Genomic DNA, 24457 nt, shown 5'->3' with positions numbered 1-24457 from the left:
CTTTGATTAGTTTTTAGTTAAAAATTGAAGGTATGCCAGGGCGTAATTATGCTGAAAAACAGTGTTGTAATATTCCAGTCGTTTTTGTGAAAACTGTGTTTCGGCCGTTAAAAGATCTGTGGTTTTTTCCAAACCTTCCTTAAACCTGTTGGTACGAATACGCAGCGCTTCTTCTGATTGCTCAAGTGATAATTGAGTGAGTTTTAAATTATTTTTGGAGTCTTGCAACATACGTTTGGCTTTATTAAGCTCTAGTTGGCTTTCAGCTTTGTATTGCTCTAGTTCAAAGTTTGCTTTGTTGAATTCGGCTTTGCTTCTTTGCGTTTTTCCGAAGCGTTTCGAACCTTCAAAAATATTCCAAGTCAAAGCTGCACCAAATAAATATCCGTTGGCATCTGCCTGAAAAATCTGATCGTCATAAAGCTCATAGCTTCCAAAAGCGTTCAACCTGGGCAAAAAAGTCATTTTATCGGCTTTATAATTTTGCTTGTAAGCTTCCGCAGCTAATTCCATCGCTTGAATATCTGCTCTGGAATCGGATAGATTTTCAGCGGAATTTGCGTTCAAGGAAACCATAAGGGAATCTGTAGGCTTCAAAATGCCCGAAACTTTTTCATTCATAAGCACCGCAAGATATTCCGAAGCATTTATAACATTGCTTTTTGCATACTGTAATTGATTTTCTACATCGGTAACGCGCACTTGTACAGCCAAAACATCGCTCTGCTGCAAATAGCCTTGTTTAAGACTATTGTTTGCCAATCGAAAATTTTCATTGGCAGCTTTTAGGGCGGTTTCCAAAACTTCCACACTTTTATAGGCCAGTTGCAACTGCATATAGGCCTTTTCAGTCTCTAGGGAAAGGTAGTCGCCAGTTCTTGTTAACTGCATTTGGGTTGCTTCCCATTTTGCTTTTGCAGCTTTTCTTTGAAAAATTCCGTCAACATTTATAAGTGGTTGTTGTATTTCCAGTTTGGTCGTAAAAATTTCAATCTGTGAAGGATTGTTCAGCTTATTGGGATCAAAATCGGCTTGAGCAACTATTTCCTGATTTAATTTGAATCCAAAAGACATTAACGGATTGGTTGTTGCCATTCCACTATGAGAAGCAGTTATGTTTGGAAGAAACACCGCATTTGTCTGGTTATAATCGCCTTTTGTGGCCAAGACATCTTGCTCCCCAATTTTTAAGTTATTGTTTTGCTGTTGCACCTTATTGAGAACTTCTGCCTTGGAAATGGGTATTGTTTGTTGTGCGACAGATAGGACGGGCAATAAATATAGGAATACGAGTACTTTGCTCATTTTCATTTCTTAAATTATTTACAGCAAAATTACTTCGTAAAATAATCCTGATGAGTAACTAATGTTACCAAGCCTTGTTTAATAGTAGATAAGAATAAAGCATCCAAGAGGGGATGCTTTTTACTAACCATATAAACCTATACAATTATAAGACCTGTAACCAAGGATACCACCACACCTATATAAAATATGATGTATGTCCATTTCTGGAATTTTTGTTTTAAGGATAGGTTTTTTGCCAACGGATTTTGAAATTTTAGAGTTCCAAAAAAAGGAAGCAAGAAGCGCAAACTGAACAAGCCAACCAATACATACCCCAAATAAATATGCCAGTCCCACATTGGCTTTCTTATTTGTTTTGCTAGGAATATAAGTTGCTCCCGACGTAGGGATTGCCCGGTATTATTGAGATAAGCGTATATTATATCTGCCATATAATCTTTGTTCATCCAAGTCAACCTCAAAAAAATGGTCACCAGCAAAAGCAGGAAAGTAATCGCTACGGCTCAATGGACAATCCTGTAGATTTTAGAATACCTTATAGTTTCCATAATGTTTCTTATATACTACTAATGACTTTCTTCAATTTCATTTGAACTCCTTTGGCGATACCTGCCAAAGAATCATTCTCTACTGCCATCATGGAAGCGGCTGGATCTACAGCTGAAACTTCAACTTTGCCAGGTTCCCTTTCCTGTACAATAACATTGCACGGTAGCATGGTTCCGATTTTATTTTCAGATTGCAGGGCTTCGTAAGCCATCTTCGGGTTGCAGGCACCAAGAATGGTATAGTTGTAAAAATCTGCGTCCAGTTTCTTTTTTAAAGTTGCTTTAATGTCTATTTCTTTCAACACCCCGAAACCCTCTTCTTTTAAGGCTGCCGTTGTTTTCTCGATGGCTTCTTTAAACGTTGTGTTTTTTAAGGTTGTACGAATGTAATATTTCATGACTATTTTTTTAGTTAGTCATTTAAGTTCTGTAATTTGGTATCAACAAAACGGCTATTATGGAAGATTTTAAAGGGCAGAGTATACTAAACTTTATAAAAGAACTGCCAAATGATGATGCTTGCAAGGCATATCTAGCGAAGATAAAGTGGCAGGATGGCTTTACCTGTATGAAATGCGGCCATCAAAAAGGTTGTGAAAAGGCTGGCCATAAATATCAGTGCTACGGTTGCCAGCACGTAGAGAGTTCCACTGCAAACACCTTGTTCCACAAGGTCAAGTTCGGACTGCAAAAGGCTTTCTGCGTTGTCTTTGAAATGAGCACCAGCAGTAAGAGCGTTTCAAGTATCCAGATGGGCAAACGTTTTGATATCCGTCAGGGAACAGCCTGGTATTTTATGCAGAAAGTCAGAAAGGCGATGAAGAGCAGTCAAAGATATCCCTTGTCAGAGTTGATCCATGTCGATGAATTTACCGTTGGTGGAAAAGAAGAGGGAAAACAGGGAAGAAGCTATGATTCCAAGAAGAAAAAAGCTGTTATCGCCGTTGAGCTGAGCGAAAAGCACCAGATTAAAAGAGTCTATGTAAAATCCATCGATGATTATTCGGCAAAGTCATTGACCCCGATATTTGAAGAGCACATCAGCAAAAATCGTTACTGACAAATGGAAAGGTCATGAACCTTTGAAGGCGTTGTACAATATTGAGCAGAAGTTCAGTGACCAAGGCAAGAACTTCAAGGAACTACATATCGTTATAATGCAATTGAAATCTTGGTTGAGGGCTATTCCGAACCATGTTAGTAAATAAATGGCATATCCCATCCTACTTTGATGAGTTCTGTTTTAGGATAAACCGCTCACACAGCAAACAAAGTATCTTTCACCAAACAATAGAAAGAATGGTGGCCGCTAATCCAACATTTCAAGGAAGCATAAAACAGTCTCTAAACGTATAGTATAACTCAAACTATTTTTTTTAAGGTTTGATTCCAATTTACAAATTATATAGGTATTTTTTGGTAACATATATTACATAACGAAGTTTAATCTATATAATTCCCCGATGCTTTTGTGTTCCAGGCGAGGGGAAATACAATCCCGTCTGTTCATGACAGTTTTGGGTTCAGACCCAATATAACAGAAAAGTTGCCCATCCTGGTCGCTCTGTAAAGCATAAACACCTTGTATTATCTCTGAATGCTTAAAATACGGGCACAAAAGAGTACTAATGAGTAAAATCTTCTTCCGTACCTGCAGTATCTGTCCACATCAAGAATCGGCAACGATAAGGACCACCTATTTCTGGATGGGTGATTTCAGCATCAATAGATATTTATGAGTTCTGGTTTTGGATTAACCGTTGCCAGAGCCAATCCAACACAATTAAATAATCTGATAACAAATATGATACAGAAGGAAAAGGCCTATAATAATCAGAGCATATGCACCTAACTACTCATCTCTAAACTTTTGATAAATATTTTTCTTCCACATTGGATAATATAGATCAGTAAAAATGAGCAATGTCATATTAAATGATGTGAAACCAAATTAACTTTACAGAAGTTATATACATAGTTATCAAGGAGCACTTTATATAATAGACATTTTATAAGAAAAAAGATTCCCTATCAAAATGGGGTCACTGAATTTTTGGGATGGAACTTGATTTTTTGACACTAAAGCGATAATTTTAAACGTGTTAAAAAAATAAATTATAAAATATCCATTTTTAAACTTCAACCCACCGAAATGAATGTTTTGGGCATTCCCTCCCCGTCCGGTTGTTGAGCCTTTCTAAATACAGCTAGCATATTATTTTCCAAATATTTTATATAAATGAATAGCACCACCCACAATAAAGATTTGTATCGGCATATTTTTGAAGCCTCCCTTGAAGGCATTATAGCTGTTAATGAAGATGGTCGTATTTTAACAACAAATCCTGCGTGCGAAGAACTGTTTGGTTATAAAACGGGAGAACTGATAGGAGAAAACATTGAAATTCTTATTCCTGAAAATCTTAAGCGCCAATATAAAATTTATATCAAAAAGCAAATTATTCCGCCTAAAAGAGAGACTGATATATTAGGGATCAAGAAGGATGGTAGCAAGTTTAATTTAAACATTGGTTTAAGCCCAACGGTAATTGATGGAAAAAAAGCGGCCATCGCTTTTTTTTGGGATGCTACCCAACATACAAATGATCTAGGGATAATCAAGGAAACAAACGCCAAACTCATAGAAAGCAACCGAAAGTTTGATGTATTGATAAACAACCAAAAAGGCATTGTTTTTCAATGTAAGAACAATAGGAATTACGATATGGAATATATTAGCGAAGGTTGTCTGGAAGTTACCGGCCATCCTTCTGAAGCATTTAAAAACCAGGCCATAGCCTATGGCAAACTCATCTTGGCCGAAGAACGCGATACCATTTGGAAAAAAATACAAAATGCGGTGAAACAAAGAAAACCGTATAGTGCTGAATATCGCATTAAATCTAAAGACGGAACTATAAAGCACGTTTGGGAAAAAGGCAAAGCAGTTTATCAAGATGACAAGGTAATGTTGAACGGTTTTATAGCCGATATAACACCACAAAAAGAAACTGAATTGGAATTACGCCGTAGCGAAGCAAAAATAAAAGCCTTACTGGAAGCCAACCCGGATATAATGTTCATCCAAGACCAGGAAGGTGTGTTTCTTGATTGGTATGCCGACACCCCACAAAAATTGTTTATGCCCCCAGAAAAATTTATTGGGGTCAATATGAAAAAAGTATTGCCTCCCAATATATACAAAATAATAAAAAAGTCGCACAATCGGGTAATCGAATCCGGAAAAATGCAGATTGCAGAATATAGCGTTCCTGGGACAAAAGGACTGGAGCATTATGAAACCCGTGCAGCGCTTATGAACAACCAGAGTCTTTTAACCATTGTCCGGGACGTTACAGAAGAAAGGACTAAAGACGCCTTACTTACCATACAAAACAATGCGTTGGCTTCTGCCAGTAATAGCATCGTGATTGCAGATGCGCAACAACCACATACACCAATTATTTATTGCAATGCTGCTTTTGAAAGCATGACCGGCTATTCCAAAGAAGAAGTATTGGGAAGAAATTGCCATTTTTTACAAAAGGATGATCGGAACCAAAGGGAACTGGATATAATGAAAACTGCCATTGCCCATGGAGAATCTTGTAACGTAATAGTACGCAATTATAGAAAAGATGGTACAATGTTCTGGAATGACATTAGCATAACACCCGTGCATAATGAGAGAAATAGACTAACGCACTTTATAGGTGTACAAAATGATGTTACAAATAAGGTAAATGAAGAACAACTTAAAGATAAAATCAGAAAAATACTGGGTTTAATAGTTCAAGACAAACAATTAAAAACCATTGGCAATAAGATTGTGGAAACTTTCGAGACCTATTCCAATGATTGTATGGCTTCCGTTTTATTGTTGGATACCGAGCATAAAACGCTCCACACATTGGTAGCGCCAAATTTACCGAAATCTTTTAGCAACTATATTGAAGGCGTTAGGCTGGGGCCAAAATTGGGCACTTGTGCTACAGCTGTTTTATTAAGAAAAGAAATTACTATATCCAATATCCCAAGGAGCTTTCTTTGGGAAAATTATAACAAAACAGCCTTTAAAAATGGCTTAAAAGCTATTTGGTCATTTCCAATAACGTCGTCTACTAAGCAAGTGCTTGGCTTATTTGCCATATATAGTCATAATCCAAGAAAACTTTTATCAGAAGAAATAAAAATCATTATGGATATGACCCGATTAACAAGTATAGCCATAGAAAAACATAACAATGCCTTAACGTTAAAAGAAAACAGAAAAGAGCTTAAAAAATACGCTCGAAAATTGGAGGAAAAAGTACAAGAACGCACACAGGAAGTAATGGCAACCGTTCAAAAACTGGTAGAATCCAATTTACATCTCGAAGACCAAATACTCATAACAAAACAAGCTCAAAAAAATGCCAAAACCAGTAAAAACATTGCTTCAGAAATAGCCAAAAACTTTCCCAATGGTTTTGTTGCCGTAATCAACAGAGATTTAAAAGTCGTGTTTGCAGAAGGCGAAGCATTAACACAATTAGGTTTAAAACAATCGATTATCAAAAAAGTGACCCTAGATGATATCACTTTTTTTTCTGATGAACGAAAAGCGCGAATAAAAGAAAATATAGTAAAAACCCTTGCTGGGCAGCACCTCTCTTTTGAAGTTAATTATAAAGGCAGATACTTCGCTGTAAACACAGCTCCCTTGGTTGATGAAAATAATAAAATAAGCAATGCATTGCATGTTTATAGCGATATTTCCCAACAAAAAGAAATTGAGTTTACTATACAGAATGCCTTAAAAAAAGAACGGGAATTGAATGAACTTAAATCACGCTTCGTGTCCATGGCATCCCACGAGTTTAGAACTCCATTGAGTGCCATACTCACTTCGGCAATTTTAATTGGCAAGCAAAATGAGCCCGGAAAAGAGCTTAAAAGGGAAAAATACTTGTCCCAAATTGAAAGAAACGTAAATAATCTTACGGTCATTCTTAACGACTTTCTCTCTTTAAGCAAACTGGAAGAAGGAAAAGTAGTGGCATTGCCAGAACGGTTCGATTTGGTTTCATTTTCTAAGATGTTGGTCAAGCAAACCAGTATAGGCTTAAAAAAGAAACAAACCTTAAGAGTACTTAGTTCCTATGAAGAACTCTATGTACATTTAGATGTAAAATTACTAAGTCATATAATTAACAATCTCTTGTCCAATGCGTCAAAATATTCACCGGAAGCTTCGAGCATAGATTTTAAAATATCGCAAAGACAAGAAAATGTGGTAATACAAATTACCGATCAAGGTATAGGCATACCAAAGGAAGAGCTAGCGTACTTGTTCGGGCGTTTTTTTAGGGCAAAAAACGCTGTCAATATTGAAGGTACCGGACTGGGTTTAAATATTGTAAAAAACTATACAGAATTAATGGGAGGAACTATAGAGGTTAAAAGTGGACTAAATACAGGCACAACCTTTTTGGTTGAGCTGCCAATACATAAACAATGAAAAAAGTACTAGTTATAGAAGACAATAAGGATGTTCGCGAAAACACGGCAGAACTCCTTGAGTTGGGAGGCTATAATGTTACCATGGCCGAAAACGGAAAAATAGGGGTTGAGATTGCAAAAAAAACCCTTCCAGATATTATTGTATGTGATATTATGATGCCGGAATTGGATGGTTTTGAAGTCCTTCAGGTTTTGGGCAAAAATACTAAAACTGCAAGTATTCCTTTTATATTCCTGACAGCCAAAACAGAAAAGATAGATATGCGAAAAGGGATGAATTTGGGCGCAGATGATTATTTGACCAAACCCTTTGACGAAAACGAATTGATGGAAGCAATAGAAAGTCGATTGAAAAAACATGATTTCTTAAAAAGAGAATTTTCACGAACTATCGAAGGTGTTTCCCACTTTATTGAAGAGGCTACAAAATATATGGATTTAGATCATTTATCCAGAGACTATAAGCCGTTAAAATACAAAAAGAAGGACGTCGTTTTTAGGGAAGGTGCCACCGCCAATGCTTTGTATTTTATAGAAAGTGGCGTTGTAAAAACATTTAAAACAACCCAACAAGGGAAAGAATTTGTGATAGCTTTCAATGGTTCTGGTCATTTTTTGGGCCAGTTATCCTTATTGTCGGAAAATGGAACATATATTGAATCTGCCGTCGTAATTGAAGATACAGTACTTTATGAAATACCCAAATTGGATTTTACCACATTGATTAATGGAAACAAAGACGTCGCAAATAAGTTTGTTGGCTTAATCTCCAATAAATTAGTGGATATAAAAGATCAATTAGTAAATGTGGCATTCAATACAGTAAGACAGCGCGTTGCAAAGGCATTACTGGATTTACATAAAAAGGGCATTTTAACCCATGAGGAAGATAATGGTATTAGCATAGCAAGAGAAGATCTTGCGGGGCTTATAGGTACCGCAACCGAGACTGCCATTCGCATGTTAACCGAATTTAAGGGGGAGGGGCTTATAACTATTGGTACAACAAAGAAAATAGTTATAGAAGACAAAAAGACATTGGAAAATATTGTAATGTTCGGGTAATCAAATGCACTTTTTTGAATTTTCCAATAGATCATCAAAAAAAAAGTAATTGTATATCGGTAAAGTATCATAAACCGGTAAAGACATTTTCTGTTCCGTCTGTTCGGGAGTTTCAGAATCCCATAGCAGATTGCATAAAGAGGTGATCAACTTCTAGGTAACCGCCTCTTTTTTATCTTTTAGCAAATTGGAAACGCCTTGCGCAGTATGAACTATTTTACGCTTTATTTTCTTTCTGGTTTTACGGCCTTTGCGTGGGGAAAAAAGGATTCCCATCCCTGCGCCAATGGCTGTACCTATAGCAACACCTGTTAAAAGTGTCATTAGCAATTTTACATTCCTGTTTTTCATGGTTTTATTTTTTTTGATTTATTTTATATATAGTAAAATTATAATGAAATGTGATTTTATCAAATGATGCAGGTCATCCCATAACACGAACAGGAATTTTTGATTTACACATGGAAAACAATAGTTAAGTTTCTGAACTATATTGACCCACATCATTTTGTAGGGATGGATCATATATTACATTAGAGGTAAATAAGACACAGTGCTTTTTTATCTCCAATTATGACCGTAGAGCCTCCTGTCTTCCGCACTTTTTAAAAATCAGCTTGGGATGCATTGATTTTACTGGAATGAATTTTGAAAATGGGTGTTGCAAGCCTATTTTTGAGGATGTTTTTAAGAAAATTAAAGAATCGTTCTGGTAGTATATCGGTACAAATTATTTCCAAAGAAAGAGGGAAATACAAGGTTGTTAAGTCTATTGGCAGCAGTAGCAATGAGCAGGAGATCCAAAAACTTGTTTTTCTGGGAAAGCAGGAAATAGAAAGACTGGAGGCTCAGGGAAAATTGTTTGTTTCAGAAAATGACATTGTTGTTGAGCAGTTATTTGAAGCTTTGGGCAATGCCAGTATTAAAACCGCGGGCCCGGAAATTATTTTTGGAAAAATATATGACGGCATCGGTTTTAATGAGATCAATGAAGATCTGTTTCGCCATTTGGTGATTGCCAGATTGGCCTTTCCTTTGAGCAAATTAAAGACTATTGAATACCTGTACCGGTTTCAAGGTGTAAGGCTGGATATAGATGCTGTATATCGTTTCCTGGACAAGCTCAATGACCGTTTAAAAACACAGGTTGAGCAGATTTCTTTTGCACATACTTTAAAAGTTCTTGGAGGTAAGATCAGTATTGTCTTCTATGATATGACCACACTTTATTTTGAGGCCAGCGATGAGGATGATCTTAGAAAAGCAGGCTTCAGTAAGGATGGGAAGCATCAGAACCCCCAGATCTTTCTTGGTTTGTTGGTGGGGCTTGGAGGCTATGCTATTAGCTATGATATTTTCGAAGGCAATATTTATGAAGGGCATACTTTGATTCCATTCATAGAAAAAACAACAGCAAAATTTAATTTGGAAAAACCTGTGATTGTTGCCGATGCTGGCTTATTGTCAAATTCCAACATCTTGGCCCTTGAAGAAAAAGGTTACCAATATATCATTGGGGCAAGGTTAAAAAACGAACCAGAAAAAATAAAGAAACAGATACTGGCAAAAAAGCTTATCGATGGCCAGATGATCAAAATACCAAAGGCTGAAAAAACCCGTCTGATTGTTACCTATGCCAACAATCGAGCGGCAAAAGATGAGCACAACCGAAAAAGAGGATTGCAGCGCCTGGAAAAGCGGATAAAGTCTGGAAAGCTCACCAAATCCAACATCAACAATAAGGGTTACAATAAATATTTAAAAATGCAGGGGGATGTGACCATTGAAATTGATTATGAAAAATTCTGGAAAGACAACGCCTGGGATGGATTGAAAGGCTATGTAACCAATACAGAACTATCAGATAAACTCGTAGTCGAAAATTACAAAAATTTATGGCATATTGAAAAGGCCTTCAGAATGTCAAAGACCGATTTACGAATACGGCCCATTTACCACAGATTACGTCACCGGATCGAAGCCCATATCTGCATCTCATTTACGGCTTACAGTATCTATAAGGAATTGGAAAGGTTGCTGCACACAGAAAACTCTACTATATCACTAAGAAAAGCAGCAGAACTCACACATAATATATATCAAATAACTTATACCCTTCCTGATTCTAAACACACTAAATCAAAGCTCCTGAAAATGGATGATCAGCAGGCAGAATTATATCAAATCATCGAGAAAAATTTCTAGGGTGTTGCAACGCTGAAGACAGGAAAAGGATTCCCATCCCTGCGCCAATGGCTGTACCTATAGCAACACCTGTTAAAAGTGTCATTAGCAATTTTACATTCCTGTTTTTCATGGTTTTATTTTTTTTGATTTATTTTATATATAGTAAAATTATAATGAAATGTGATTTTATCAAATGATGCAGGTCATCCCATAACACGAACAGGAATTTTTGATTTACACATGGAAAACAATAGTTAAGTTTCTGAACTATATTGACCCACATCATTTTGTAGGGATGGATCATATATTACATTAGAGGTAAATAAGACACAGTGCTTTTTTATCTCCAATTATGACCGTAGAGCCTTATAACGCAAAGCAAAAACAAGTTTATTTTAAAGCATATGCCCATCTGTTTCTATTGGAAAATGCTTTGAAACATATAGAAGAAGACGTTCCTAATTTTCAAATCTCTGTTCTTGGAAAAGTTGCCCAGTTTTATCTGGATAAAGACATTGAAGTTTCAAAAAATTCCGATCCAATAAGAACGTATTGGGAAAAAACTTGTAACAATACTATCGCCTATGGTTGTTTATACAATCCTCAAATAGGCAATATTTTTATCGTAGGCAATTTAGCCCCAACTTTTCTTTATAAGATAGATGATAAGACCCTTGGGATGTTGTCTGCTGGACCTTATGGCATTCTAAGGGGGATAGGTGCAAATGAAATACAAGTTAGCACCCATTTAAAAATGCTGGATAATGGCAATTATATATTGATTTTTAGGGGTGTGAAAGCTGACTTGGAAAAATATAAAATTCTTTTGGAAGAAAATGAGAAGTGATCAACCAATTTGAACTGATGGGAGCATACATATTAGAAAAAAGCAATAAGTAGCTTATTCATATTTTTTTGGTTTGAGGGGTATGGAATATGCCTTAAAAACAGAAACGGGAGACCTTGGCTTCCCGTTTCCTAACAAACCTGATAATTTTATCGAACTTTCTGCTCTCTTAGGGTTGGTGAATGACTTCAGTATTATAAAAGTTGGCAAGCCTAGGCATCTCCTAAATCAAAATATGAACTTCAACCCCATGCTGCCCACCATCGTCTTTTAGGGGAATAATATTTCCTTTGCCTTGCTCATTTTCCATTTTCCACCACGATCCTTCCATATTTCTCTCCTGAAATATTGTGATATTATAGGTAGTGGTTTTGAAACGGTAGTCGATTGTAACCGAAGGCCATTCCTCAGGATAACAGGGTGTAAATTTAAGGTGGTCCACCAATAGTTCCATGCCCAACAGGGAGCCGATAATAAATTGATTCATCCAGCCTGCGGAACCAGTGTACCAGGTCCATCCGCCCCGGCCCCGATGGGTTTCATTGGCGTAAACATCTGCGGCCATCACATAAGGCTCTACCTTGTATATCTGAACATCCTCCTGATTTAAGGCATGAGTAATAGGTTGTATCATATTAAAGAGTTCATAGGCTGTCTTCCTGTCGCCAAGCGCTGCGAAGGCCATTAAGGTCCAAATGGCTGCATGGGAATATTGTCCCCCATTTTCCCTTACACCGGGCACATATCCTTTTATATATCCTGGATTCAAAGCAGATTTATCAAAAGGCGGATCAAGAAGTTGGATGATTTTCATATCTCTTTTAACAAGGTATTTATTTAAAGAATCCATGGCTTGATTTCTTCTTTCTTCCGGCGCAGCATTCGTCAACACAGACCAGCTTTGGGAGATGGCATCAATGCTACATTCTTCATTTACTTTTGACCCCAGCGGCGTTCCGTCATCAAACCAGGCGCGTTTATACCATTCCCCGTCCCAAGCAAATTTTTCAATATTGGATTGTAATTTAAGGGCTTCTTCTTTACAAATCACTGCAAATTCGGTATCCCCATATTTAATAGCTACTTTCTCAAAATTGGAAAGAATATCATATAAGAAAAATGCCAACCATACGCTTTCTCCCTTACCTTCATTTCCTACCTGATCCATTCCGTCATTCCAGTCACCGGAACCCATTAAAGGCAGGCCGTATTGTCCAAAACGGAGACTATGTTTTATAGTTAGGCAACAATGGTGGTAGAGGTCGGCACTTGAATTTCCACTGATGGGTAAATCATACAGGGAGTCTTCGCCTTCAAGCAACAGCCTGGATTCCAAAAATCCGGTTTTTTCTTTCAGTATTTCCAAATCCCCGGTAGCATTTAAATATCTATAAACCACAAATGGCAGCCATAATAGATCATCAGAACAATTTGTGCGCACGCCTTTCCCTTCAGGGGGATGCCACCAATGTTGAACATCTCCTTCTTTAAACTGTCGGGAAGCATTTAAAAGTATTTGTTTTCGGGCAAATTCAGGTTTATGGTGCAATAAGGACAGAACATCTTGAACTTGGTCCCTGAAACCAAAGGCTCCCCCAGACTGATAAAACCCACTGCGGGCAAACAACCTGGAAGCTATGGTTTGATAGGTGAGCCATCCATTGGCCAGAAGATTTAAGGCCTCATCTGGGGTCTGAACCTGCACCGTATCTACTATCTCATTCCAATATTCCTTTATCTGGTCAAAAGATTGGTTAACTATATTCAGGTCTGAAAAATTCTGAACGAGCTTAATAGCTGAGGCCGTGTCATCGCCACTCCCAATAAGAAAAACTATCTCTCTTTCTTCTTCTGGCAGCAAATTAAATTTTCCTTGCAAACCAGCGCAGGTGTCACGTCCGGCTCCAATTCTTCCTCTAAGATCTTGACGGTGCAAAGCTTTTGGATTGGAAAGGCTTCTGTTCCTGCCAATAAACTTCGACCGGTCGGTGGTATTACTGTACTTGCTCACACCAATAATTTTAAAAAATGCCACCCGCTTGGCAAAAGCATCATTGTACCTGTTTCGAAAGAACAAGGCTCCGCTCTGGACATCGTATTCTGAAAGAATATGCATATTTGTTTTGGAGCGGACATCGCCTAAAATAATTTCCAGGTACCCTGTAGTGGAGAGTTTTCGTAACCCGTCTGTTTTATTTTTTATTTTAAGCACTACGAACTTAATGGGTGCCTCCTTGTCCACAAACACTTTCATTTCTGAAGAAATGCCGTTTTCTATATGTTCATAACTGGTATAACCAAAGCCATGAGTAGTGATATAGTTCGATTCGCCTTTTGCAGGAAAAGGCGCTGGTGACCAAAACAATCCGGTTTCTTCATCGCGCAGGTAAAAAGCTTCTCCACCAGTGTCCGTTACCGGATCATTATGCCAAGGAGTAATACGATATTCATGTGCGTTCACGGCCCAGGTATAGGCTGAACCACTTTCGGAAACCACTGTTCCAATAGTAGGATTTGCAATGATGTTCGCCCAAGGGGCCGGCGTGGTTTCTTCCTTATTGGTTAGCATCTTATATTCTTTTCCATCTGCCGTAAAACCACCAGTTCCATTAAAATATTTAAGGTCTGGTGGCATCACTACATTTTCAAGCCCGATTTTTTCGGAAGTTCGGGATTTAACTTCTAATAAGGGAGATGATCCTATTTCTCTGTACTGTCTTGATATTTGCTTTGATAGGGAGCCATTATTATCGGTGATAATTATTTTGGCAACGCTTTCAAATAGGATGCGGTCCTCTGAGGAAATTTGATCGATTGATTTTACATATATTTTTCCGGGTATATGGCTGGTTAAGGTGTCACCGGCTGAAATCATTCCTAAGATCTGGTCCTGTAATTCGTGCCGGTATGATCCATGGTCCTCATTCCAGATCACAAGATCCACGTTCAATCCTTTTAATTGCCAATAATTATAAGCCTTGATCATTTGCGTAACTAAATCCAGGTTTTCCGAGTTGAATATTTGTAACAATACAATCGGCAGGTCACCAGATACTGAATGGCTCCAAAGTCCGGATTGGCCCCTGAAATTGCTCTTTATCACTGCCTCATTGGCGCGCAAGGCTGGATTTGAATAAATAACCGAGGAGGCCAACTTTCCAAATATTTGAGCCTCTGCTTCGGTAGCGTTTATTTGCCTTAATAAAACCTGGCTATGCGTCCAGGAAAGATCCAAGGCACGTTTTTTAAGATTCTTATCCCTGTATTTATGCATGAGCGCTTCACTCCCTTCGCGACTTTCGCAAATGCCATACACAAGGTTGATGGTAGCAGTGCTGAATGGTTTAATGCTTATACGATATTTGGTAGCCATTACAGGATCCAAAACAGCTCCCTGGTTGCCGCTCAATCTACCGTCATCCAGTGCTTGGGGATAAGCCAAGGTCCTTCCCCTGCCAATAAATTGCATCCGGTCTGTTTCGAAGGAAACTTCTTCCACTTGTGTTCCATAAGCATCCATTAAATGGAAAAAATGAGGTGGAAATTCATCTTTGGATCGGGGTCTTCTTGTACCAAATATAGCATTGTATTCTGGCTGTATCTCTGTTTGGACAAAAAGGTTACTAAATGCCGGATGTGCCTCATCAGAGGCCTGGGTGGCCAGAACAACCTCTGTATAACTGGTAACTTCCAGAACTCTTGGGTATTGCGACCGGTTTGTAATCCTGATTTTCCTTATTTCTACATCATCTTCAGGAGATACCACAATTTGGGTTTTGGTTTCGAAATCAAAATCCTGCCTGTGAAACTCGACTGTACCTTGGGAAAATAAAGCTTCATAATTTTCAGAAGGCTGAAGGGTAGGATGGTACGTGTTGGACCAAAAATTTCCACTCTTGACGTCCTTTATATAGCAAAAGATTCCGTAATTATCTTTTATGCTATCTTCGCGCCATCTGGTTACAGCTAAATTTTTCCAGCGGCTGTATCCTCCTCCTGAATTGGTTACCATTACCTGATAATCTCCATTACTAAGCAATTGCAATTCCGGTATAGGGGTATTTGGCGTATCTATAATCCTTAATTGTGCCTGTGCTTCAGTAGTGTGTATATCTGTAACTTTAGCTGTATGTGCATAAAAAATCGATCTTTTTGGAATACGCTCTTGCAACAGCAGCAAGGTGGCCTGAAAGCGCAATTCCGCGGCAAATCGATTTTGCATTGGTTTGTTTAATAAAACATATGCCAAGGATAAAAGCCCCATCCCTTGGTGGTGGGTCATAAAGGAATTGATGAGCACATGGTTTTCGCCACGTGGCAAACGTGTTTTGGTATAATCAATTGCTTCAAAAAAACCATATTCCCCTTCAAAACCTTCCTCCGATAAAAGTTTTAAATTAGATGCTGCTTTTTTAGGGGCAACCGTTAAAGCAAGCATACTAGCGTACGGTGCTATGACCAGGTCTTCCTCTAGTCCACGTTTTAACCCCAGCCCAGGCACGCCGAAAGCTTGGTATTGATAATTCAGGCTGGCATCTACGCTGTTGTAGCCGGATTCTGAGATGCCCCAGGGCACATTACGTTTTTTAGCATATTCAATCTGCCGTTTTACCATGGCAATATTGGTAGCATGCAATAAAGTATTTTCATAGGTTGGCATTACCAACTGCGGCATTAGATATTCAAACATCGATCCGCTCCAAGACAGTAGTATAGGCCCGTCCTTCGAATCGGTGAGCAAACGGCCTAAGGAGAACCAACTTTCCTGGGGCAACTTTCCCTGCGCAATGCCTACAAAGATACCCATCCTTGCTTCTGAAGCGAGCATATCATAGAAGCTGTCATCTCTTCTCAATTCATCCACATTATAGCCTATCGAAAGATGACCGGTATTTTTGTCCATCAGAAATCCATAGTCCACAATGCTCAACTGCTCCAGTTGTTCAGCTAATTCCTCAAAATAGATGAGTTTTTCTTGAATAAAATCTTTTCCGGATTTTAAATCAGTTTCTAATTTTACCAACCAATCAGCCTCATTTCGCTGATTTGTTTCTTTTTTATAATATTCAATCTGATATAGCAATTCCTCATTTATTTCCCTTAGGGAGAGCAGGGAATGGTTGAGGTCCAATTTTGATAAACCAGTAAATGACTCTGGAATGGGTAAGAGATTCAACCAAGAAATTTGCCTGTATAAATCTTCCCGGGTGCTTTCAATTTGATTTTTTAATTTGAGCATCCATTTCCCCGATTCCTTATTTTCATCAAACCCCGTTATTTTGCCGCTAAGAGTTCCCAGATCGTCTAAATTTCTTTTTATTACTGACAAAGATTTGTTTTCTTCATAAATAGCATTAACCAACAAACTTTCTATATTTTCTATATTTTCATCTTTTTCACCTTTCAGCAAATCCCGTATTATCCCTATCGTAGAGTAAAGACCATTATAACATTCAGCATTGAAAATTGGACTGGACTTAAATGCTAAAATGCCTTGTCGCAAAATAAGTAGATGGCCCACCAGGTTTCCACTATCAACTGTGGATACGTATGCCGGTCGCAATATTGAAAAAGAATGTGTGTCATACCAATTGTAAAAATGGCCCTTATAACGCTCCATTTTTTGTAATGTTTTGATGGTGTTGTTGCATCTAAAAAGCATTTCCCCCATGCTGATGTATCCAAAATCATATGCTGTAAGGTTCGCTAGCAAAGAGAGGCCTATATTGGTTGGCGAGGTACGGTGCGCGATTACCGGACTCGGATGTTGCTGGAAATTGTCCGGCGGAAGCCAGTTTTCTCCTTCAATCACAAAGTCCTCAAAAAAGCTCCACGTTTTTCTGGCAGATTTATGAAGAAATATTTTTTGTGCCGAGGTGAGATCCGGGACTTCTTCTTTTTCCGTCAGACTCAATCTCCAGGCAATAGTGGGGGAAAGGAACCATAAAATAAGAATAGGTGAAGAAACAAAAAATGCGGGTAAATTTGAATATAAGAACACTATAAGAAAAACAATGGACAATACCGGGCCAATCCACATTTTTTGGTAATTGAACCTAATGTTGTTTTTTGATTGATGGGAAGCGATGGCAGATGGCGTCCATTCCAAAAGTTTTTTACCGCTAACGAGCATTCTCCAGTTGGTTCGGATTATAGCATCTGTAAACCGATAGGCTTCATATGGCAATACAGCTATCCCGAATATAAAGCGCAATAATACTTCCTTGACAGAACTCCCTACTTCGGAAATATGAGCATTAAAGTCTATATCTTCTGGGCGGCGGAATAACCTAAGAAAAGCTGCTGCCATTACGGGCAATAGTATAATAATGGTGACGGCCAGGGTCCAAAACCAGGGTTTGGGTAAAATGAACCAGCCAAGAGCTAAAATCAATAAAAGAGAAATGGGCAACAAGCTTCTGCGCAGATTGTCTGTTATTTTCCATCGGGATAAAAGAGAAAGTTCGTTCCTGACAAGCTTTCCCTTTTTATTTCTCGTAAATGGCAATATCCATGCGGCTATTTGCCAATCGCCCCTGATCCAACGATGATGGCGTTTTATATCCTCTTCATAACTGGAAGGACTGTTTTCATATAATACAACATCACTTAATAAACCGGAGCGGGTATAGCTACCTTCTAATAGATCATGGCTAAGAACACGGTTTTCGGGAAAACGTTCGCCCACAACTTTTTTAAATATATCCACATCGTAAATGCCTTTACCAATAAAAGAGCCTTCTTTAAAGATGTCCTGATAAACATCTGAAGATGCCCGGGAATAAGGGTCTATGCCTTTCATGTCCCCTTGCAAACGTAAATAAAGAGAAGTTTTGCCTTTAGGAAAATAGGAGGCTACTCTTGGCTGCAAAATTCCATACCCCTGTACCACCCGCTTTTTTCCTTCGTCATATACTGCCCAGTTTAGGGGATGAGCCATAGTTCCTATTAATTTCCATGCGGTCTCCCTTGGAAGCTGAGTGTCTGAATCGAGTGTGATTATATATTTTATATTTTTCAGATCTCCGTAATCTCCAACAATTTGGCTAAAATCCTTTTTATCTCCACCCCTTAACAGTGTATTTAAAGCAGCGAGTTTCCCTCTTTTTCGCTCATATCCCATCCATTTCCCTTCTTTCGGGTTCCATTTTCTCGCACGGTGGAAAAGATAAAAAATATCCGGCTTTCCGGGTTGGCTGTATTTCTCATTCAATTGTTGGATTCTTTCGCTTACCAAGTGGAGAAGCGACCGGTCATCCGGTTTTGTTTCTGAGTAGGCATCCGTAAAATCGGTTAATAGACTGAAGTATAAATTTTTTTTCCGGTTTGCTAAAAAGCGTATTTCAAGTGCTTCCACATTCTCCTCAATTGCATCTTTGCTTGAAAGCATTGTTGGAATGGTTACGAGGGTACGGTATTTCACAGGGATGGATTTTGAAAAATCCAGTCTGGGTAAAATTTTAGGTTTTATCCATATCGTTGCCAACCAGTTGGTAAAGGAAATAGCCAAATGAGCTGCGCCAGCCAAACATAAAAGTGCTACCAGTATTAGCAATTGCCAGCTAAAATCCCCATAGCTCCAAGCTACCGAGAGCATCCCGAAAGCCACGGCCAAAGCAAGAATGGATATAGAAAAAAGGTAAATGAAAACCGGTCTTTTTTCCATGAACCCGTTTAGATCTTGTTTTGCATTAGAACGCATCTGCGCCACTTTCTTTAATTGGTCTAAACCTTCACTAATCAGGTAATAGCCTACATATTTTTGTCTATTATATGGTTCGTCTGCTAAACTGGGTCTCTTTGTTAATTCAATAGCTTTTTCTGCAATTTCTATTTCAGAAAGAGGACTGTTTTTCGCAATGGATTCAATCACATGCCTATAGCTGTCACGTGTGGCAAAATCCAATCGGGGATAAGTGCCTGTTATGTCTTTGCGTAATATTTGTTCTACTATACTTGAGGCTTCTACAAATTTGCGCCAGTCAGTGGAGCCGATGGATCGCAATGTGCCAATGCTGTTTTTAACGGATACCTGATCAGCAGCTTGTTTTTGGTTTTCGTGCCACACCAGGTCGGCACCGGCGATTCCCTCCTTGGATAATTGTTGCTCCAACCAGTTTAATGGTAAGGCAAAGGCTGGACCTTTTCCCTTGAGTCTGCGGGTAAATCCCGCGACAAACGGACTATTTAAAATGGGGTTGGATCTTGCCATATTCGCAATGGTCAAAACCAGGTCAACAGGATCCTTTTTTACGGTTTCGATCATTTGCTCGCTCCAATAATCTGCTATGTTATTGTCTATCATATCCAGTGCTATATTTTCAGCAATCCTTCTAAGATTTTCAATAACAGCAAGTTTTATCATGATCGGGACAGCCCATAATTCTCCCAGTGTAAGATTTTTTTGTGATTGGTAAGCCGATATAAAACTTTTTAATCCATTCGAGTCCACGCAGCAATCACTGTGTGCTATTATTTCGAGCGCAATATCATAAACCCGGGGCATACCTTTAGAGTTTCCATTGACCAGATAGGGTAGACCTTCGCTATATTTTTTTGGCAGGTGTTTTTTGGCAGTAACAATTTGTTCTTCAATTAAATAAAAATTGTCCAGGAGCCATTCTGCTGCAGGTGTTATTGCCTGGCCAACCTGAATACTTTCAACCAGCAAGTTGCGTACCTCCAGTAGGGTTTTTTCATTGTCCCCCAATCTTTGTAAAAGCTTATCGCTCCGTTTGCCTTTTAGTATTTTATGGGACCCTGCTACTATACAGGCATGGGTTTTCATTTGATCGAAATTGAATAATTCTGAGCGTATAGGGTCTGCCGCAGTAGAATTTAAAAAGGAAATACGCTTTTGAAAATATTTACGCATCCTAAATAGCATTTCGATCACTGTAGTGCTTTTAACCTTCATATTCAAGTTGTTATGATTTGCCGAATCAGAAAATAAAAGATAATCATAATATTTTCAATTATCTGTTAACCTTTAAACGGAAGTATATTTCAAAATACGCATCGCCTCCTAAAAAGCGGACTGTTACAACAAACCCAGGGCGTTTTGTCACTCATATTCATCAACATCAACCCCCCCCCTATATTTTGAAAAGCTCACGGACCCAGGTGTTTTAATTTAAGATAACATTGCTTTCAACATTAATTTTATTTTTGTCCCGTATAAAAATAAGATAGTGTCCTTAAAAAAGTAGCAATGTCCACTTCATTAACTTATTTTTACAATCGCTGCCCACTTAAAAATGCTGGATAATGGCAACTATTTATTGATTTTTGAAGATATTGAAGCAGATCTGGAAAATTATAAACAAATTTTGGAAGAAAAAGAGAATGGATAAACTCCTTTACTCTTTGGTAAATTGAATAACGTTAATTTGTCCTCCCCGCAGTATAGTGATTGGAATTTCATCTCCTTTTTTTAAATCCTCCATTCTCTTCCTTAAGAGATTTTGAAAATTTGGTTCCCCAAAAACAATTCCAGCGATCTCCAATATAATATCGCCCCCAAATAAAAAATTTCTTAAAACAGACTAAAGGAGGCAAGCCGTAGGGGTATTTCGCCCCTCGATAGCTACGGGGTCATTTTGGTCGCAAGAACCAAAAACTGAAATTTTATATTTTGCCTCACCCGAAACTGCCAAAAAAGGCAGTTTCGACCTCTCCTAAGGAAATGTGAAATAGGAAACCCCGAGGCAGAGCCATCGGGGAATTTTAAATTAAATGACAAGACATCGCCACCATATACATCACCAACCGAAAATTCCATTTGCACCAGTTCTTCTAATTGTACCACATTTGCCGCCGTCCGGATGAGACCATCTTCAGATACCGGTAGTCCCCGAACCTTGAGCGGCTCTGGTCACCAAAGTGAGATTATTATCCACTTTTTCGGATTCAATATTCAAAATGTTAATCACAACAACAGCTGGACTTACCTCATCGTAAAGCTCAGAAAGATTTTGTGCAGATTAAGTAAGTGTGAATAACAGAAAAATAGCAATAAGTAGTCTGTTCATTTTGTTTGGTTTGATGGGTATGGAATATGCCTTAAAACAGAAACCGGAAGCCAAGGCTTCCGGTTTCATAACGAAACGACTATTGTTCTTTTAAACCTAACCAATCCATCAAAATATCCTATCTCTAACATACAAGAATAAATTAATTTGGTAAAAATAATTTTGATCGTTCCGTATTGGCTACACTTGCTTTGGCAGGCAATAACCAATGTTTTACTATTTTTAAAAGGTAATCTGGGACATTTTATTGTCCCAGATTACCGGTGCAAAGCATTCTTAGGAACTTCTGATAGACAGTGACTTTCAACAAAGCCAACACAATAACTATTAAGCTTTTAAGAATCTTTTGGCACCCAAGATTCCTCTGTACAGTTACAGCAAGAACCTATTTCTCTCTTTTTTTCAAAGAACAATCCAATCATTAATCCCCAATCGAGGGTTTAATTCTCCCGAGGCTGACCTCGAATTTTAAAATGTATTTTCCTCCGGAACTATCCTATCGTGTGGACACAATTATTTACTAGTTTAAGGGATTAGCATTAATTTTACTCAAAAAATGAGAAGGGGGCTCACAGGCTTAGGGGATAAACGTTTGGTTTATCGGGGCAACAAGATTTTATCGGACCTGTTCAGCAAGAGCGTCCATTCGATCCGTCAGCTCAGCAGGAACGAATCAGACGCAAAGGCCGTTTACCGTTTTTTGCAGAACGATAGGGTCAGTGAAGAAGATATAGTAGAGAACCTGGTACATAATTGCCAGATGGCTTGTGCGGGCAAATTTGTTGTCTGTATCCAAGATACCACGGAGGTCAACCTAAGCAGCCATGGTAATAGGATCAACAAAGATGGCTTTGTGGGCACGACCAATGCGAAGAATTCCCAGGGACTGGGGTTCTTTGTCCACCCAAGTTTGGTCTTGGATGCCGTGAGCGGCACCCCCTACGGCTATTCTGATATTAAGATCTGGAACAGGTCCTTGGACTTCAAATCAAAGCATGAAAGACAGTACGGCAAGCTGCCCATGGAAGAAAAAGAGTCCTATAAGTGGATAGAGGTGTCCAAAAACACACAGGCCTCACTAAGGGACGTGGTAGCGGGAATGGTGATCGTACAAGATAGGGAAGGGGATATCTACGAACAGTTTGCAAGCATACCAGATGCACGAACAGATCTATTGATAAGGGCCCGTGCGGATAGGACCTTGGCGGATGGGTCAAAATTGTTCAGCTGCCTGGCGGACCAGCCCTGTCAAGGGTCCTATGAGGTACAGGTGGATGCCTGTGCAAAGACCAGAAGGAAAAAAAGGACCGCAAAAATTGAAATCAGATATAAAGAGGTAGAACTGAAAAGGACCAGGGCGGCCAGCAAGGCAGTGGCGCCCAGCATAAAACTATATCTGGTGGAGGCCAAAGAGGCTAACCGGACCGGACCGGACAGGGTGTGCTGGAGGTTATTGACAAGCCTGCCCATAGAGACCCTGGAAATGGCAGAAATGTGCGTGGAATGGTATAAGTGGAGGTGGACGATAGAAGAGGTGTTCAAGATATTGAAAAAAGAGGGCTACAATATCGAGGCGTCAGAGCTGGAGCATGGGTCATCGGTAAGAAAACTGAGCTTGTTGATAATGGAGGTCATCATCCAACTGTTCTTGATGCGGCTGGCGTATGCAGTACCAGAAGGAGAGATGAGCGCCGATAGCTGTTTCACGGAAGAAGAGCAAGCGTTTTTAGAGCACCAGATAATAAGACTGGAAGGTAGGACAGGGAAACAAAAAAACCCGTACAAGGAAAAAGGGCTAAAAAGATATGTTTGGGCGATAGCTAGACTTGGCGGATGGAAAGGCTATGAAAGCAAAAGGCATCCCGGCATAACGACCCTATGGATAGGACTGAAATATTTTAAGGCGGCCATGGAAGGGTGGACGATTCATAAAGATGTGTCCACACGATAGGGAACTATCGGGACATACCTTGTAGGCTTGCCTCTAAGTTTTTCGATTTATACCGCTAATTTAAAGCAGACTGTCACCATTTGAAATGACCTGGGTCAGTAAGATCAGTTTTATTTTATGTGACTTCATTTCCCGAACTTGTTGCTTTTTCAAAACAATCCAGATTGTATATTGTGGTTTCTGCAATATTTGTTCACGCGGTTTGGGTTAAAAAGGCTTGATGGCTGGTTGTCATAACATTTTTTAGGGGCATCCACAGCGGCTACTCCAAGCCGAATGACAAGCATTCTATCCAAAGAAGAAGGATTGGTTGTACGTGCCCCAGCCTTGTTATACGTAGATCGACATTGGAATTGATTTCCTTGATTTTAGACGCAACAAGTTCCGCACCTATTTCATCGCCTTCGGAAACCACGATAAGAAAGGCATCTTCACTATTGTAATTTTTAATCTTGTCCAATAAGTAAATAAAATCCTTGTCGCTTTCTGGAATAAGTATGGCCTCTGCACCAACTGTCAGCCCTGAATGGATGGCTATGTAGCCGGAATCCCTATAAACGGAAGATCGCATATTTCCGAAAAAGCCAATAGCCCTTTAAATGTTCCATCGCCCCCAATGGCGATCAAAGCATCTATGTTGTTCGCTTTAAGTGTGTGCCATGCTTTTTTTCTGCCTTCCAGTTCCATAAAACGTTTACTTCGTGCAATTTTTAGGATGGTGCCACCTTTTATTTGTGTCAATTTTTGTAATTCATGTGATTTTAATCCCTCATCGAGGGTTTAATTCCCCGAGTCTTGCCTCGAATTTTCAAAATTATTTTCCAATGCATACCTGGTGGGCTTGCCCCGAGGTTCTTGATTCCCCTCCAGTCATTGTCAATCAGTCCTTCGTATCCTTTTCGGAAACCACTTACTTCTATACCATTGACTTCAGCGGCTTTTGCGATGGCATACAATGCAGTGTTCATTCCATGACTGTCGCCGCCAGACGTAAATACGCCAATATGTTGTATGGGTT

The 24457-nt window shown here is 39.0% G+C and carries 11 protein-coding genes and 2 pseudogenes; 6 read left to right on the top strand and 7 right to left on the bottom strand.

Going from position 1 to position 24457, the window contains the following annotated elements; translation table 11 throughout:
- Positions 1-6: 6 nt before the first annotated feature.
- From JM83_RS17115 to JM83_RS17105, 3 genes are all read right to left on the bottom strand, one after another.
- Positions 7-1311: a TolC family protein gene (locus JM83_RS17115; protein ID WP_144963307.1), complete on the bottom strand. Its 1305-nt coding sequence runs from the start codon at positions 1309-1311 to the stop codon at positions 7-9.
- A 131-nt stretch (positions 1312-1442) separates the two neighbouring features.
- Entirely contained in the window at positions 1443-1802 is a 360-nt protein-coding gene (locus JM83_RS17110; RefSeq protein WP_315897865.1) for a cytochrome b/b6 domain-containing protein, read from the bottom strand.
- A gap of 62 nt (positions 1803-1864) precedes the next feature.
- Positions 1865-2254 (bottom strand): DUF302 domain-containing protein, encoded by a 390-nt coding sequence (locus tag JM83_RS17105; RefSeq protein ID WP_144963306.1) that lies wholly within the window; start codon positions 2252-2254, stop codon positions 1865-1867.
- Between the two features lie 59 nt (positions 2255-2313).
- On the opposite strand from JM83_RS17105, the pseudogene JM83_RS17100 reads away from it, so the two are divergent.
- The 3 genes and pseudogenes from JM83_RS17100 to JM83_RS17090 all read left to right on the top strand — a co-directional run bounded on the left by JM83_RS17100 (position 2314) and on the right by JM83_RS17090 (position 8423).
- Positions 2314-3212 (top strand): annotated as a pseudogene (locus JM83_RS17100) (IS1595 family transposase).
- A gap of 883 nt (positions 3213-4095) precedes the next feature.
- The gene (locus JM83_RS17095) at positions 4096-7356 is read left to right on the top strand and encodes a PAS domain S-box protein (protein WP_144963305.1); all 3261 of its coding nucleotides are present in this window, start codon (positions 4096-4098) and stop codon (positions 7354-7356) included.
- The gene (locus JM83_RS17090; RefSeq protein ID WP_144963304.1) at positions 7353-8423 is read left to right on the top strand and encodes a response regulator; all 1071 of its coding nucleotides are present in this window, start codon (positions 7353-7355) and stop codon (positions 8421-8423) included. The genes JM83_RS17095 and JM83_RS17090 overlap by 4 nt, the downstream gene beginning before the upstream one ends.
- Positions 8424-8576: 153 nt before the next feature.
- Here JM83_RS17090 and JM83_RS17085 read toward each other — a convergent pair whose 3' ends face one another.
- Positions 8577-8774, bottom strand: coding sequence for a YtxH domain-containing protein (locus JM83_RS17085; RefSeq protein ID WP_186435035.1), 198 nt, complete (start codon positions 8772-8774; stop codon positions 8577-8579).
- A 303-nt stretch (positions 8775-9077) separates the two neighbouring features.
- On the opposite strand from JM83_RS17085, the gene JM83_RS17080 reads away from it, so the two are divergent.
- Entirely contained in the window at positions 9078-10628 is a 1551-nt protein-coding gene (locus JM83_RS17080; RefSeq protein ID WP_222430213.1) for an IS1634 family transposase, read from the top strand.
- 334 nt (positions 10629-10962) lie between these two features.
- Positions 10963-11457: a hypothetical protein gene (locus JM83_RS17075; protein ID WP_144963303.1), complete on the top strand. Its 495-nt coding sequence runs from the start codon at positions 10963-10965 to the stop codon at positions 11455-11457.
- Positions 11458-11680: 223 nt separating this feature from the next.
- Here the strand turns inward: JM83_RS17075 and JM83_RS17070 are convergent, their stop codons facing one another.
- Positions 11681-20374, bottom strand: a complete 8694-nt coding sequence (locus JM83_RS17070) for a GH36-type glycosyl hydrolase domain-containing protein (RefSeq protein ID WP_144963302.1) — start codon at positions 20372-20374, stop codon at positions 11681-11683.
- 1670 nt (positions 20375-22044) lie between these two features.
- On the opposite strand from JM83_RS17070, the gene JM83_RS17065 reads away from it, so the two are divergent.
- Entirely contained in the window at positions 22045-23439 is a 1395-nt protein-coding gene (locus JM83_RS17065; RefSeq protein ID WP_144963073.1) for an IS4 family transposase, read from the top strand.
- A gap of 262 nt (positions 23440-23701) precedes the next feature.
- On the opposite strand, the pseudogene JM83_RS19660 reads toward JM83_RS17065, so the two are convergent.
- Together JM83_RS19660 and JM83_RS19655 are read right to left on the bottom strand one after the other, a co-directional pair.
- Positions 23702-24180: pseudogene (locus JM83_RS19660) on the bottom strand (6-phosphofructokinase).
- A 20-nt stretch (positions 24181-24200) separates the two neighbouring features.
- Positions 24201-24407, bottom strand: a complete 207-nt coding sequence (locus JM83_RS19655; RefSeq protein WP_409994701.1) for a hypothetical protein — start codon at positions 24405-24407, stop codon at positions 24201-24203.
- Between the last annotated feature and the right edge of the window lie 50 nt (positions 24408-24457).

The sequence above is a fragment of the Gillisia sp. Hel_I_86 genome (assembly GCF_007827275.1).
Taxonomy (GTDB): Bacteria; Bacteroidota; Bacteroidia; order Flavobacteriales; family Flavobacteriaceae; genus Gillisia.
This window is presented reverse-complemented; position numbering and strand designations above follow the sequence as displayed.

Bases quoted from the DNA above. Each gene is read 5' to 3' on its own strand.
- JM83_RS17070 (WP_144963302.1), bottom strand. From the start codon at position 20,374: ATGAAGGTTAAAAGCACTACAGTGATCGAAATGCTATTTAGGATGCGT.
- JM83_RS17115 (WP_144963307.1), bottom strand. From the start codon at position 1,311: ATGAAAATGAGCAAAGTACTCGTATTCCTATATTTATTGCCCGTCCTA.
- JM83_RS17085 (WP_186435035.1), bottom strand. From the start codon at position 8,774: ATGAAAAACAGGAATGTAAAATTGCTAATGACACTTTTAACAGGTGTT.
- JM83_RS17080 (WP_222430213.1), top strand. From the start codon at position 9,078: ATGGGTGTTGCAAGCCTATTTTTGAGGATGTTTTTAAGAAAATTAAAG.
- JM83_RS17090 (WP_144963304.1), top strand. From the start codon at position 7,353: ATGAAAAAAGTACTAGTTATAGAAGACAATAAGGATGTTCGCGAAAAC.
- JM83_RS17105 (WP_144963306.1), bottom strand. From the start codon at position 2,254: ATGAAATATTACATTCGTACAACCTTAAAAAACACAACGTTTAAAGAA.
- JM83_RS19655 (WP_409994701.1), bottom strand. From the start codon at position 24,407: ATGAACACTGCATTGTATGCCATCGCAAAAGCCGCTGAAGTCAATGGT.
- JM83_RS17095 (WP_144963305.1), top strand. From the start codon at position 4,096: ATGAATAGCACCACCCACAATAAAGATTTGTATCGGCATATTTTTGAA.
- JM83_RS17065 (WP_144963073.1), top strand. From the start codon at position 22,045: ATGAGAAGGGGGCTCACAGGCTTAGGGGATAAACGTTTGGTTTATCGG.
- JM83_RS17075 (WP_144963303.1), top strand. From the start codon at position 10,963: ATGACCGTAGAGCCTTATAACGCAAAGCAAAAACAAGTTTATTTTAAA.